At 66.2% G+C, this 13,153-nt stretch carries 11 protein-coding genes; 6 read left to right on the top strand and 5 right to left on the bottom strand.

All coding sequences use genetic code 11. The annotated features are described in order from the left end of the window. A partial coding sequence (locus tag Q7T84_RS04555) for a hypothetical protein (protein ID WP_304806520.1) occupies positions 1 to 253 on the top strand: 253 nt, incomplete at its 5' end. A 67-nt stretch (positions 254 to 320) separates the two neighbouring features. Here Q7T84_RS04555 and Q7T84_RS04560 read toward each other — a convergent pair. The 5 genes from Q7T84_RS04560 to Q7T84_RS04580 all read right to left on the bottom strand — a co-directional run bounded on the left by Q7T84_RS04560 (position 321) and on the right by Q7T84_RS04580 (position 7,529). Then, entirely contained in the window at positions 321 to 617 is a 297-nt protein-coding gene (locus Q7T84_RS04560; protein WP_304806521.1) for a hypothetical protein, read from the bottom strand. 180 nt (positions 618 to 797) lie between these two features. Continuing rightward, on the bottom strand, positions 798 to 2,291 hold the full coding sequence (locus tag Q7T84_RS04565; protein WP_304806522.1) for a leucyl aminopeptidase: 1,494 nt from the start codon (positions 2,289 to 2,291) through the stop codon (positions 798 to 800). 45 nt (positions 2,292 to 2,336) lie between these two features. Beyond that, positions 2,337 to 3,875 (bottom strand): AbgT family transporter, encoded by a 1,539-nt coding sequence (locus Q7T84_RS04570; protein ID WP_304806523.1) that lies wholly within the window; start codon positions 3,873 to 3,875, stop codon positions 2,337 to 2,339. 156 nt (positions 3,876 to 4,031) lie between these two features. After that, positions 4,032 to 5,843: an SLC13 family permease gene (locus tag Q7T84_RS04575; protein ID WP_304806524.1), complete on the bottom strand. Its 1,812-nt coding sequence runs from the start codon at positions 5,841 to 5,843 to the stop codon at positions 4,032 to 4,034. Between the two features lie 258 nt (positions 5,844 to 6,101). Then, entirely contained in the window at positions 6,102 to 7,529 is a 1,428-nt protein-coding gene (locus tag Q7T84_RS04580; RefSeq protein WP_304806526.1) for a short-chain fatty acyl-CoA regulator family protein, read from the bottom strand. Between the two features lie 142 nt (positions 7,530 to 7,671). Between Q7T84_RS04580 and Q7T84_RS04585 the strand changes: the two genes are divergently transcribed. The 5 genes from Q7T84_RS04585 to Q7T84_RS04605 all read left to right on the top strand — a co-directional run bounded on the left by Q7T84_RS04585 (position 7,672) and on the right by Q7T84_RS04605 (position 13,111). Beyond that, the gene (locus tag Q7T84_RS04585) at positions 7,672 to 9,198 is read left to right on the top strand and encodes an acyl-CoA carboxylase subunit beta (protein ID WP_304806527.1); all 1,527 of its coding nucleotides are present in this window, start codon (positions 7,672 to 7,674) and stop codon (positions 9,196 to 9,198) included. 8 nt (positions 9,199 to 9,206) lie between these two features. Further along, positions 9,207 to 11,183, top strand: coding sequence for an acetyl/propionyl/methylcrotonyl-CoA carboxylase subunit alpha (locus tag Q7T84_RS04590; RefSeq protein WP_304806528.1), 1,977 nt, complete (start codon positions 9,207 to 9,209; stop codon positions 11,181 to 11,183). Next, positions 11,183 to 11,554: a MerR family transcriptional regulator gene (locus Q7T84_RS04595; protein WP_304806529.1), complete on the top strand. Its 372-nt coding sequence runs from the start codon at positions 11,183 to 11,185 to the stop codon at positions 11,552 to 11,554. Before Q7T84_RS04590 ends, Q7T84_RS04595 begins: the two co-directional genes overlap by 1 nt. Before the next feature lie 109 nt (positions 11,555 to 11,663). Then, on the top strand, positions 11,664 to 12,677 hold the full coding sequence (adhP, locus tag Q7T84_RS04600; protein WP_304806555.1) for an alcohol dehydrogenase AdhP: 1,014 nt from the start codon (positions 11,664 to 11,666) through the stop codon (positions 12,675 to 12,677). A gap of 86 nt (positions 12,678 to 12,763) precedes the next feature. Then, a complete protein-coding gene (locus Q7T84_RS04605) occupies positions 12,764 to 13,111 on the top strand; it encodes an ArsC family reductase (RefSeq protein WP_304806530.1) in 348 nt (115 codons plus the stop codon). Positions 13,112 to 13,153: the final 42 nt, after the last annotated feature.

Consider the following 13,153-nt stretch of genomic DNA (forward strand, 5'->3'; position numbering starts at 1 on the left):
CGCTTCCGTCTCAGACCTCCTTGTTCTCTCTTTGTTCGGGGATGTGTGGAGCGCGTTGAGCATGACCGAGCAGCTGCGCCTCGATGTCCCCTGGCCTCCGAGGGCGGCTCGGCAAGTCGTGTTCTTCGCGATCATCCCTGACGCGGTCGATGGTGCGCGGCTCACCACGCTTGGAAAGCAAATCGGCCCCGCACGCCATAGCCGAAAAAATACACGCGCCACGATTGACGGCGCCTTGCTCGACCTAGCTTAGCGACACCGGCGCGGTTCACGCCTCCACGGCCAACCTGCGAATCACCTGGTAGCCGTCCGGCGGCGGGTTAGTGCTCGATAACCTGCGCAGACGGATAGGCGGCGGCCAGGTCATCGTGTTCGGCCGTGCGGATCGCACGCGCGACGTTGAGGCGGGTGTAGACCTGGGCTTCCGGCGGCTCGGTCGGAGCCATCAGCCGCGACAGATCGTTGGATTTCCCAAGCGTGCTAACGGTTACCTTCCCATCTTCGATGGTGACCAACGCGAAATTGCCCGCGATCGGGAGATGGTCGCCAGCCACGGCTCGGCGGCGGAAACGGTAGGTCGCGCCGGAGGCTCCGGTCAGATCAATGAAGTCGTTCATGCCATTCACTTAAACACCGCCCACGTCGCGGACCGAAGGGGACCATAGAGCGTAAGGTGGCGGCGATAGGGCGGAACGTCGCAAAGAGCCAGATGGTGCACATCTCTTTCTCGCCTGCGGCGCGCCGGGCAGGCGAGAAGGTGACGCATTGAGACCTCGCCGCGAGGTATTTTCTTCGTCCTAGGCGGCGCGCGAGCGGGCCAGCAGGAACTCCGAAAGCAGCGGCACGGGCCGGCCCGTCGAGCCCTTGGCGTCGCCGGAGGTCGAGGCGGTGCCGGCGACATCCAGGTGGGCCCATTTGTACGCCTTGGTGTAGCGCGCGAGGAAGCAGGCCGCCGTGACCGATCCCGCAGCGGGACCGCCCAGATTGCTCATATCGGCGAAGTTGCTCTTCAACTGCACCTGATAGTCGTCCCACAGCGGGAGCTGCCAGGCGCGGTCGCCGGAGTCGCCGCCGCTCTTCAGTAGTTCGGCCGCCAACGGCTCGTCGTTGGCGAACAGGCCGCTGGCATGGCTGCCCAGGGCGACGACGCAGGCGCCGGTCAAGGTTGCGATGTCCACGACGCAGGCCGGGTCGAAACGCTCGGCGTAGGTCAGAGCGTCGCAGAGGATCAGGCGGCCCTCGGCGTCGGTGTTGAGGATTTCGATCGTCTGACCCGACATCGAAGTGACGACATCGCCCGGACGCGCGGCGTTGCCGCCTGGCATGTTCTCCACCGCCGGCACGATGCCGGTGACGTTGATGGGCAGGCCGAGGCGGGCGATGGTCTTGATGACACCGAACACGCTGCCAGCGCCGCTCATGTCGTACTTCATCTCGTCGAGCAGGGCGGCGGGCTTCAGCGAGACGCCGCCCGTGTCGAATGTGACGCCCTTGCCAACCAGCACGACGGGCTTGGCGCCAGCCGGGCCGCCGCGATAGTGCATCACCACCAGCTTGCATGGGGAGTAGGACGCGCGGCCCACCGCCAGCAGCGACCACATTCCGAGCTTTTCAAGATCGGCGCGCTCGAGGATGTCGACCTCGAAGCCGAACTCCTTGCCTAGCGCCTGGCCGGTCTCGGCCAGATAGCCCGGATTGCAGACGTTAGGGGGGAGGTTCCCCAGATCCTTAGCGAGCGCCATGCCCTCGGCGATAGCCGTGCCTTCGCGGATGGCGGTTTTAAGGTCTTCGCTAGTCGGCGCGTCGATCAGCAAACCGATCTCGTCAGCGCCAGGCGGCCTGGGCGCATCGCGCCGCTTGCCGGGCGCATCGAAGCGATAGGCCCCGTCGGCGAGGATGCGGGTGGCGTGACGCAGGCGCCATTCCGCCGAGCGGCCCGCGGGGGCCAGGTCTGAGAGGACGACGCAGGCCTGCGTCGCGACGCTGGCGGCCAGGACTTTCGCCGCGCCGGCCAGAGCGTCCCGGAACGCCTTCTCGGACAGGGCTTGGTTCTTGCCCAGGCTCACGATCAGCAGCCGTTCGGCGGCGATGCCGGGCGGTCCGTGAAGAACCAGGGGCGCGCCGGCCTCCTGGCCGATTTCACCGAGCTTGATGAGGGATGCGAGCCGGCCGCCTAGGGCGCCATCAAGCAGTTTGGCGGCCGGAGGGAGCGCGCCGTCGGCGAAGACGCCGATCACCAGCGTGCCGGTTTGAATCGTTTCGGGCGATCCGCTCACCAAGGTGATGTTCATCGGTTTCTCCGGTGGAAGAGGTGTTGAATACCTGTCTTGCGGGGATCAGTTCACGCCCCACGGCAGGCCCAGGATCTGCCAGCCGGCGAGCAGGAGGGTCCAGGTCAAGGCGATGGCCACGACATAGGGCAGCATCAGCGCGATGATGGTGCCGACCCCGGCCTCCTTCTGATAGCGCTGGGCGAAGACGACGATCATCGCGAAGTAGGCGTTGAGCGGGGTCACCGCGTTCATCGGCGAGTCGCCGACTCGGTAGGCGGCCAGCACGGCTTCGGGCGACATGTTGAGCTTCATCAGCAGCGGCACGAAGATCGGCGCGAAGATCGCCCACTTCGGGATCGCCCCGGTGATGATCAGGTCGAGGATCATCACCACCACGACGAAGCCGATCAGCAGCCAGAGCGCATCGACGTCGGCCTGGGTGAGGATGTCGGCGAGGGACACCGCGGCCAGGGTGGCCATGTTGGTGTACTCGAAATAGGCCAGGAACTGGCTGATGATCAGCAGGAGGAAGATCAGGCCCGCCAGGCTGGCGATGGCCTGGGTCATGGCGTCGATGACGTCGTTGACGCCGGTCATCGTCTTGGCACCGTAGCCGTAGCCGACCCCCATGGCCATGAAGACCAGGGCGATCACCACGATCAGGCTGTTCATGAACGGGGAGTTGCCGACCAGGGCGTCGGTCACCGGGTCCCGCAGCGGGGCGCCTGACGGCACGGTTAGCAGGGCCAGGAAGATGCCGACCGCGATCAGGGCGAAGGTCGCGAACTTTAGGCCGCGCTTTTCTTCCGGCGCCAGGGTCGCGCTGGCGACTTCTTCATCGACCTCGCCCCAGTGCCCAAGCCGGGGCTCGACCACCTTCTCGGTGACGATGGCGACGACGACGGTCAGCAGGACGACCGAGGCGATCGAGAACCAGATGTTGGCCGCCAGGCCGATCGAGATGGCCGGGTTCATCAGGTGGATGGCGTCGTTGGTGATCTCGGTCAGGATGCCGTCGAGGGGAACGATCAGGATGTTCACGCCGAACGCGCCGGCGACCGCGGCGAAGGCGGCCGCGAGGCCCGCGAGCGGGTGCCTGCCGACGCTCATGAAGGCCGCCGCGGCCAGGGGAATGAGGACCAGGTACCCCGCGTCAGCCGCGATGCTCGACAGGATGCCGACGAACACCAAGATATAGGTAAGGGCCTTGCGGGGGGCGACGATGACCAGTTGCCGGATCAGGGCCTTGATCAGGCCCGCGGACTCCGCGACCCCGACGCCGACCATGGCGACGATGATGACACCCACCGCGTTGAAATTCATGAAGTTCTGGACGACGCCCGTGAACATGAAGCGGATGCCGTCCGAGGTCAGCAGGCTCCTGGCCATCGCCGCCGCGTTCTCGACCTCATGTGTCTCGGGGTTGATGACCTGATAGGTCACGCTCGCGCCCATCAAGTACAATATGTGCGATAGGGCGATGACGATCGCGATCAGGATCAGGAAGATGACCGCAGGGTGGGGAACCCTGTTTCCTACCTTCTCAATGGTGTCGAGAAAGCGTTGTGTCGTTGACCTTGGCGCGATAGCCGGTTGGTTCACGAGTCTCATCCTTCAGAATTCTGCTCGGCCGACAACCTGTGTCAGGCGGAAAAACCGCTGACGCTGTCTGTAATATGAACGCCTAGTGACTTGAGATGTAAAACTAATACTTGTTGAAACGAGGAACGTGCTGGGGCGTCGTCGATGGGATTCCCATCAGAACCTCCAGATCAGCGGCACGTAGAAGATGGCGATGATGAAGAACCAGATCAGCAGCGGCAGACCGAGCTTCCAGTAGTCGCTGAATTTGTAGCCGCCGGGCGCCATGACCATGAGATTGGTCGGGGTGGCGATCGGGGTCAGGAAGGCCGCGGCCGCGGCGACCCCGACGCTCATCAGCACCGGCCGGGGTGAGATGCCCATGCCCTGGGCCGCCGCCAACGCGATCGGGATCACGATCAAGGCGGTGGCCGTGTTGCTGATCAACTGGCCAAGGACCGCCGTCAGGATGAAGAGCCCCGCCAGCAGGAAGATGGGGGCGGAGTCTCCGACCATGCTGACCAGCCCGTCAGCGAGCAAGGCCGCGGCCCCGGTCTCGTACATGGCGGTCGAGAGCGGCATCATCGCGCCGACCAGGATCACGGTCGTCCAGTTAATCGACCGGAACGACTGCTCCACCGTCAGGACCCCGGTCAGGATCATGGCGCCGGCCGCCAAGAGCCCGGCGATGACCGGGGGCACTATGCCGGTCGCCAGCATGACCACCATCGCCAGAAGGATCACGACCGTCTGCTTGGCGCCGGCGCTCAGCGGCACGGCCTGCCGGCGAACGGCTTCGGGCGAGTTGACCATCAGGACGTCTGGGTCGTTGAGGTTGAGGTCCAGCGCCTTCCAGGTGCCCTGCAGCAGCAGGGTGTCCCCGGCCTCGAGAATGGTTTCGTTCGGGACCAGGTCGGTGCCACGACGCTGAACGGCCAGGACGATCAGGTCGCCGCTCTCGGTGATCATGCCCGGAAACACCGACGTGCCGATCATGCCGGAGCGGGGCGGGATGATCACCTCGGCCAGGCCGGAGTTCCGGTTGAACAGGGTGTCCTGCAACTCCGCCGCGGCGTTCTGTTCGCGGAAGGCGAGGTGGTTCTGGGCGGCGAAGGCGACCGCCGCGTCAGGCTTGCCCCGAAGGATAAAGAAGTCGCCCGCGGCGATGCTGGGGCCGCGCGGGGGGCTGCCGTCGTCTTGCTTGATGGCGATGAGCTGCAGTTCGGGAAATTCGCTGAGGTCCACTGACGTCAGCGGCGCGCCGGCATAGGGCGAGCTGGCGCGCACGCGCATCTGAAAGGCGTCGCTGCTGAGACCGTACTGTTCGACGAGCGTTTGAGCGTGGCTGCTGAGATCGGCCGGGATCTTGCGGCTGACGGTGTGGGGCAGCAGTTTTTCGCCGAAGAGTACGATAATCGCGATCGTGCCGAGCAAAAGGGGCACGCCCACGAGCGCGAACTCGAAAAAGCCGAAGCGGCCAAGTCCGGCGTCGTCGGCCGCGTTGGAGATCAGGACGTTGACCGGCGAACCTGTCAGGGCGAGCAGCGAGCCGGCATGAGCCGAGAAGACCAGCGGCATCAGCAGTTGTGACGGCGGTCGCTTGAGGCGCATGGCCATGACCACCACCACCGGCAGCAGCGCCGCCACCGCGCCGTTCACGCTGATCAAGGCCGCAAGAAACGACACCAGCAGCGAGGTCAGGACCAGCAACCGCGTGCGGCTTTCCTCGCCAGCCTGGGCGATCAACATCTGGCCTGCCCAGGTCGTCAGGCCCGTGGCCTCAAGCCCGGCGCTGACGATGAATAGGGTGGCGATAAAGATGACGGCGGGGTCGCCGAGCCCGCTAAGGGTGTCTTCCAGCGACAGGATGCCGCTCGCATAGAGCGCCAGGGCTGTGCCCATGGCGACAACGACGACGGGAAGCTTGTTCCAGACGAAGAGGACGACCGCGACGGCGATGATCGCCGCCATGATTGAGATGTTGCTCAAAGCAGTGCGCCCCTGATGAAGCTGGGCGTCACGGCGTCGGAAAACCGAGGGGCGGATTCGGGCGTGCCGCACGTGCAGGGCGTGCGCCCCAGGTTAGCGTTCCCGTCCGCGGTTCGCCCCGGCCTCATGCGCCACCCTCGCGACAACCACTGTCCTCGAAACGGCTCGTAAGGCGAGAGCTATCCCGGGGCACTACTTACGCATGTTGGTCGCGGCCCAGATCGGAAGTCAACAATCCAGGCGTGAATGAGGCGGCGATCAGGCGCGAGTTTGGAGCGGCGTGAGGGTGAACGGAACGATGGAGCGCTCGGCTCCCGGGACGGTGAGGACCCGATCGATGGGGGGGAAGGCCCGCTGTCTGCAGGCGTCACGCTCGCAGATCCGGCAACTCACGCCGATGGGCGTGGCCTTGGCCTTCAGGTCCAGGCCGTCGGCATAGACCAGGGCGCTGGCATGCTGCACGTCGCAACCCAGGCCAAGCGCGTAGCGACGCCCGGGCTCCAGGTGCGAGCCTGACCGCTTCTCGATGCCCCAGGCCAGGCACAGGTAGCGTTCGCCATCGGGCATTTCCGCCAGCTGGATCAGCGTTTGGCCCGCCCCGCCGAGCGCTTCGTGTATGTTCCACAGCGGGCAGGTTCCGCCGAACCGGGCGAACTGGAAGCGGGTGGCGCTGTGGCGTTTGGTGATGTTTCCGGCCCGGTCGACCCGCAGGAAGTAGAACGGCACCCCGCGCGATCCGGGCCTTTGCAGGGTGCTGAGCCGGTGGCAGGTCTGCTCGAAGCTGGCCTGGAACTGCAGCGCCAGGCGGTCGATGTCGTGGCGCGTGGCCATCGCCTGAGCCCGGAAGGCTTCATAGGGCAGCAGCAGGGCGCCGGCCGCGTAGTTAGTCAGACTGATCCGCCCGATGGCTTGCGCGGCCGGACTGCGCAGGCCCGCGGCGGCCAGCTCGGTTTCAATGATCGCGCCCAGGTCCTCGGCGACGATCTGGTAGGCCATCTGAAAGCAGCGGCTCTCGACCGGCTGCGCGGCGTTCAGGGTCAGGACGCGGGTGGCCGGATCGAGGCGGCGGAGCAGATCGCCGGCGAAGCGGCGCTCGACCGTGACGCCGAGGGACCGTTGGAGATAGGCCTCCAGGGCGCGTTCGAGGCTCTCGCCATCCTGACCGATACAGCTTGGCGCCAGCGCCTCGGCGGCCATGTCTAGGGCGTGCACATAGTTGTCGCAGTAGTGGAAGTAGTCCCGCACCTCTTCGTAAGGCAGCAGGGCGCTGGCGGCGACCGCCTCGTCGAGGGCGATGGCTTCTTCGGTCAGCTTCAGGCGCTCGTCCATGCGGCGATGGGCGTGATGCAGTTGCAGGTACCGGTGGGCGAAACTCGGCGATTGCTGGGCCACCTGGCGCAGTTCGGAGAGCGGGATCGGCGGAGCGCCGGCCGAGGCCTCGGCCACGGCCTCGCGCAAATCGGCCAGCAGCCGCTGGTCGTTGTCGGCGTCCAGGGTCTCGGCGGCGACTCCAAAGGTCTCGACCAAGGCGATCAGGACGCGGGAGCTGACCGGGCGTTGGTTGGCCTCGATCTGCGAGAGGTAGCTGACCGAGATTCCCAGCCGCGTCGCGCAGGCCTCCAGCTTCCAGCCGCGAGCTTCGCGCAACGCGCGGACCCGAGGGCCGACGAAGACTTTCTGGCGCATTTCGCAACTTTGCAAAACTGAGGGTGGCAGGCGTAAAGCTTATGCACGATCTTGGTTGAATCGCACCGCAAATCTCTGATTTCTGCACGATCCGCGTCGGAGTTGGCCGGCGCTCAACCGCCACAGTTTCACCAAAGGGCCCATGAAGCACATCCTTGAAGAACTGGAGAAGCGTCGGGGTCAGGCCCGTATGGGCGGAGGCGAGCGTCGGATCGCGAGCCAGCACGCCAAGGGCAAGCTGACGGCGCGCGAGCGGCTGGACCTGCTGCTGGACGAGGGTTCGTTCGAGGAGTTCGACATGTTCGTCGAGCACCGGGCGACCGATTTCGGGATGGCCGATCAGAAGGTGCCGGGCGACGGGGTGGTGACCGGCTGGGGCCATATCAACGGCCGGCTGGTGTTCGTGTTCTCAAAGGATTTCACGGTCTTCGGAGGGTCGCTGTCGAACGCTCACGCCCGCAAGATCATCAAGGTGCAGGAGCAGGCCCTGAAGGTCGGGGCGCCGATCATCGGCTTGTTCGACGCCGGCGGCGCGCGGATCCAGGAGGGGGTGGACGGTCTGGCGGGCTATGCCGACATCTTCCTGCAGAACACCCTGGCTTCCGGGGTGATCCCGCAGATTAGCGTGATCATGGGACCGTGCGCTGGCGGGGACGTCTATTCCCCGGCGATCACCGACTTCATCTTCATGGTGAAGGACACCTCGTACATGTACGTGACCGGTCCGGACGTAGTGAAGACCGTCACCCACGAGGAGGTCACTCACGAGGAACTCGGCGGCTATCGGGTGCATGCGATGAAGTCGGGCGTGGCCGACGGGGCGTTCGAGAACGACCTGGAGGCCCTGACCCAGATCCGCCGGCTGGTCGACTTCCTGCCCCTGAGCAACCGCGAAGGCGCGCCGGTGCGCGAGAGCTACGATCCCAGCGAGCGGCTGGAAGCCTCGCTCGACACCCTGATCCCGGCCAATCCCAACAAGCCCTACGACATGAAGGAGTTGATCCTGAAGGTCGTCGACGAGGCCGACTTCTTCGAGATCTCGGCCGAGTTCGCCAAGAACATCATCTGCGGCTTTGGCCGCATCGACGGGGCTACAGTCGGGATCGTCGCCAACCAACCGCAGGTGCTGGCCGGGGTTCTGGACATCGACTCCAGCCGAAAGGCCGCGCGGTTCGTGCGGTTCTGCGACGCCTTCGAGATCCCGCTGGTGACGTTCGTCGACGTGCCGGGCTTCATGCCGGGCACCAAGCAGGAGCAGGGCGGGCTGATCCGTCACGGCGCCAAGCTGCTCTTCGCCTACGCCGAGGCCACGGTGCCGAAGGTGACGCTGATCACCCGCAAGGCCTATGGCGGTGCCTATGACGTCATGAGCTCCAAGCACCTGCGCGGCGACGTCAACTACGCCTGGCCGACCGCCGAGATCGCGGTGATGGGCTCCAAGGGCGCGGTCGAGATCATCTTCCGCAATGAAAGCGACGAGGCCATCGCCGAGCGCGAGGCCGACTACAAGGCCCGCTTCGCCAACCCCTTCGTCGCCGCCTCCAGGGGCTATATCGACGACGTCATCATGCCCCATTCGACCCGGCGCAGGATCTCCAGGGCGCTCAAGAACCTGCGCGGCAAGCAACTCGCCAATCCCTGGAAAAAACACGACAATATTCCGCTGTGAGCGCGCAAATGTTCTCCAAGATTCTGATTGCGAACCGTGGCGAGATCGCCGTGCGGATCATCAAGACCTGTCGCCGGATGGGGATCGCCACGGTGGTGGTTTATTCGGAGGCCGATGCGGACTCGATGGCGGTGGAGCTGGCCGACGAGGCGGTGTTCATCGGCGGGGCTCCGGCGTCCGAGAGCTATCTGGTGGCCGACAAGATCGTCGCCGCCTGCCGCGAGACCGGGGCGCAGGCGGTGCACCCCGGGTTCGGGTTCCTGAGCGAGAACGCCGGCTTCGCGCGGCGGCTGGCCGAGGAGGGGATCGTGTTCATCGGTCCCAATCCGTTGGCCATTGAGGCGATGGGCGACAAGATCGAGAGCAAGAAATTCGCGGCTCGGGCCAACGTCTCGGTGGTGCCAGGCCATGTCGGCGAGATCGACGACACCGCCCATGCGCTGAAGATCGCCGGTGAGATCGGCTATCCGGTGATGATCAAGGCCTCGGCTGGGGGCGGAGGCAAGGGCATCCGGGTGGCCTGGAAGCCGCAGGACGTCGAGGAGGGCTTCCCGGCGGTGCGGGCCGAGGCCAAGGCCAGTTTCGGCGACGACCGGATCTTCATCGAGAAATTCATCGAGAGCCCGCGGCACATCGAGATCCAGGTGCTGGGCGACAAGCACGGCCACGTGGTGCACCTGTTCGAGCGCGAGTGCTCGATCCAGCGCCGCAACCAGAAGGTTATCGAGGAAGCCCCGAGCCCGCTGCTGGACGAAGCGACACGCGCGGCGATGGGCGCCCAGGCCGTGGCCCTGGCCAAAGCGGTCAACTACGACAGCGCCGGCACCGTCGAGTTCGTCGCCGGCCAGGACAAGAGCTTCTACTTCCTGGAGATGAACACCCGGCTTCAGGTCGAGCACCCGGTCACCGAGCTGATCACCGGCGTCGATCTGGTCGAGCAGATGATCCGCTCCGCCGCGGGCGAACCTTTGTCGTTCAGCCAGGGCGATCTGGCGATCAAGGGCTGGGCGATCGAGAGCCGGATCTACGCGGAGGACCCCTATCGCGGCTTCCTGCCCTCGATCGGGCGGCTGTCGCGCTACCTGCCGCCGGCCGAGGGCCAGGTGGGCGAGGTCATCGTGCGCAATGACGCCGGGGTGCGCGAGGGCGACGAGATCTCGATGTTCTACGATCCGATGATCTCCAAGCTCTCGACTTGGGCGCCGGACCGTCTGGCGGCGATCGACGCCATGGGCCGGGCGCTGGAGGACTTCCACATCGAAGGGCCGGGCCACAACATCCCGTTCCTGGCCGCGGTGATGGACCAGGAGCGGTTCCGCTCCGGGGTGCTGTCGACCAACTACATCAAGGATGAGTTCCCTGACGGCTTCGGCGGGACCGAGCCGACCAGCTTCCAGGCCGACCTGCTGGCGGCGGTGGCCTGCGCCATGCACCGCAAGATCACCGCTCGCTCGGCCCCGCAGCTGGTGCGTGACGAGTGGATCGTGATCATCGGTCTCGACCACCGCCGGGTTCGGTTGGCCAACGGGGGCGACGCCTTCAGCGTGACCTTCGACGACGGCCGTGCGCTCAGCCTGACCCAGGTTCGCTGGGCGCCGGGCCAGCCGCTGTTCCGCGGCGTGCTGGACGGGACGCCCTTCACCGTGGCGGTCAAACCGGCCCCGGAAGGCTTCGTGATCCGCCACCGGGCCGCCAGCCGCAAAGTCCTGGTGCTGACCCCGCGCTCGGCCGAGCTGCACCTGAAGCTGCCGCCCAAGCAGGCGGCCGACACCTCCAAGCTGATCCTTTCGCCGATGCCGGGCCTGGTCGTCACGCTCGACGTCGTTCCGGGACAGGCGGTGCAGGCCGGACAGGCCGTCGCCGTGGTCGAGGCCATGAAGATGCAGAATATCATCCGTGCCGAGCGCGACGGCGTCGTCAAAGCCGTCGGCGCCAAGGCCGGAGACTCTGTCGCCGCCGACGAAGTGCTGGTGGAGTTCGCGTGATGTGGACGGGGACGCATGCCAGCGACGTCAGCTTGAAAGGCGTCACCGCGCAGTTCGGTCTGACCGCGCGCGCGGTGCGCTACTACGAGGAGGTGGGGCTGATCGTGACCCGGCGCGATCGGGGCAATCGCCGGCGCTATGATCCGCGCGCCGTCTCTCAACTGGGCATCATCGCCGAACTTCGGCGGGCGGGCCTGGCCATCGACGACATCCGCGTCGCGCTGCAGTCGCGCCCCGATGCGGGCGACTCCCGCCTGGACGTCAGCTACGCGGTGGGCCGGCTGCATGAGCGCCTGGCCAATCTCGAGCAGGAACGCCGGACCGTCGAGGCGACGCTGGAGGCCCTGACGTCCCCGACCGTCGCGGGGTAGCTTAGCCAACACGCCCTTTGCGGGTGGGAACCGGGAGTGCGCCTACGGGATTTCGTAGGCGCGGGGCGGCCTTTGCCGGCCCTTGATCCCAAAGGGGACCCCCATGCAGATGAAAGCCGCGGTAGCGCGGGCGTTCGGCCAGCCGCTGACCATCGAGGAAGTGACCGTCCCGGAGCCCGGCCCGGGCGAGGTGCTGGTCAAGGTGGTCGCCAGCGGCGTCTGCCACACCGATCTGCACGCCATCGACGGGGACTGGCCGGTCAAGCCGAGCCTCCCGCTGATCCCAGGCCACGAAGGCGTGGGCCATGTCGTCGCCGTGGGGGCCGGGGTCACCGACGTGAAGGAGGGCGACGCGGTGGGCGTGCCCTGGCTCTACGACGCCTGCCGGGCCTGCGAGTATTGCGAGACCGGCTGGGAGACGCTGTGCGAGCGCCAGCGAAATACCGGTTACAGCGTCAATGGAGCCTATGCCGAGTACGTACTGGCGAGCGCGCCGTTCGTCGGTCACCTGCCGGCCGGGACCGATTTCGTGGCCATGGCTCCGATCCTCTGCGCTGGGGTCACGACCTATAAGGGGCTGAAGGAGACCGAGGCGCGGCCGGGCGAATGGGTCGTGATCTCCGGCATCGGCGGCCTTGGCCATGTCGCGATTCAGTACGCCAAGGCGATGGGCCTGAATGTCGTGGCGATGGACGTGGCCGACGACAAGCTGGCGCTAGCCAGACGCCTGGGCGCGGACCTCACGGTCGATGCGCGCTCGCCCGACGCCGTCGAGACGGTTCGGCGCGAGACCGGGGGCGGCGCGCACGGCGTGCTGGTCACCGCGGTTTCCCCGCCGGCCTTCCAGCAAGCCATCGCCTGCGCGCGCAGGCGTGGGACTGTAAGCCTGGTTGGCCTGCCGCCCGGCGATTTCCCGACCCCGATCTTCGACGTGGTGCTGAAACGTATCACCGTGCGCGGATCGATCGTCGGCACCCGGCGCGACCTGGCCGAAGCCATCGCTTTCGCCGTCGACGGCAAGGTGACGGCGACGGTCACCGCCCGGCCGCTGAGCGAGGTCAATGAGGTGTTGGACGACTTGCGCGCCGGGCGGATCGAAGGCCGGGTGGCGCTTACGCCCTAGACGGGAAGGCCGGCCGATTAGGGCTCGGAAAGCCGCGGGGCTGACGATAGATCAAGGGTCTGGCCCTGCTTCAGCGGATTCGACCCATGACCATCACCATCTATGGCATCAAGGCCTGCGACACGATGAAGAAGGCCCGGACCTGGCTCGACGAGCATGGGGTGGCCTATGACTTTCATGACTACAAGACACTCGGCATTGACCGGGCGCGGCTGGAGCGCTGGGTCGGCGAGGCCGGTTGGGAAACCGTGCTGAACCGCGCGGGGACCACCTTTCGCAAGCTTCCCGACGCCGATAAGGCGGGGCTCGACGCGCAGAAGGCCATCGGCTTGATGCTGGCGCAGCCCTCGATGATCAAGCGGCCGGTGCTCGATCTGGGCGACCGGCTGCTGGTGGGCTTCAAGCCAGAGGCCTACCAGGCCGCGCTTGGCTAATCATGACGAACATTTCATGCGGCCCGATGCATCTGTACGCAT

Origin of the sequence: Phenylobacterium sp., assembly GCF_030654915.1 — a bacterium.
Classification (GTDB): domain Bacteria; phylum Pseudomonadota; class Alphaproteobacteria; order Caulobacterales; family Caulobacteraceae; genus Phenylobacterium.

Bases quoted from the DNA above. Each gene is read 5' to 3' on its own strand.
- Q7T84_RS04605 (WP_304806530.1), top strand. From the start codon at position 12,764: ATGACCATCACCATCTATGGCATCAAGGCCTGCGACACGATGAAGAAG.
- Q7T84_RS04580 (WP_304806526.1), bottom strand. From the start codon at position 7,529: ATGCGCCAGAAAGTCTTCGTCGGCCCTCGGGTCCGCGCGTTGCGCGAA.
- adhP (WP_304806555.1), top strand. From the start codon at position 11,664: ATGAAAGCCGCGGTAGCGCGGGCGTTCGGCCAGCCGCTGACCATCGAG.
- Q7T84_RS04585 (WP_304806527.1), top strand. From the start codon at position 7,672: ATGAAGCACATCCTTGAAGAACTGGAGAAGCGTCGGGGTCAGGCCCGT.
- Q7T84_RS04595 (WP_304806529.1), top strand. From the start codon at position 11,183: ATGTGGACGGGGACGCATGCCAGCGACGTCAGCTTGAAAGGCGTCACC.
- Q7T84_RS04565 (WP_304806522.1), bottom strand. From the start codon at position 2,291: ATGAACATCACCTTGGTGAGCGGATCGCCCGAAACGATTCAAACCGGC.
- Q7T84_RS04590 (WP_304806528.1), top strand. From the start codon at position 9,207: ATGTTCTCCAAGATTCTGATTGCGAACCGTGGCGAGATCGCCGTGCGG.
- Q7T84_RS04560 (WP_304806521.1), bottom strand. From the start codon at position 617: ATGAACGACTTCATTGATCTGACCGGAGCCTCCGGCGCGACCTACCGT.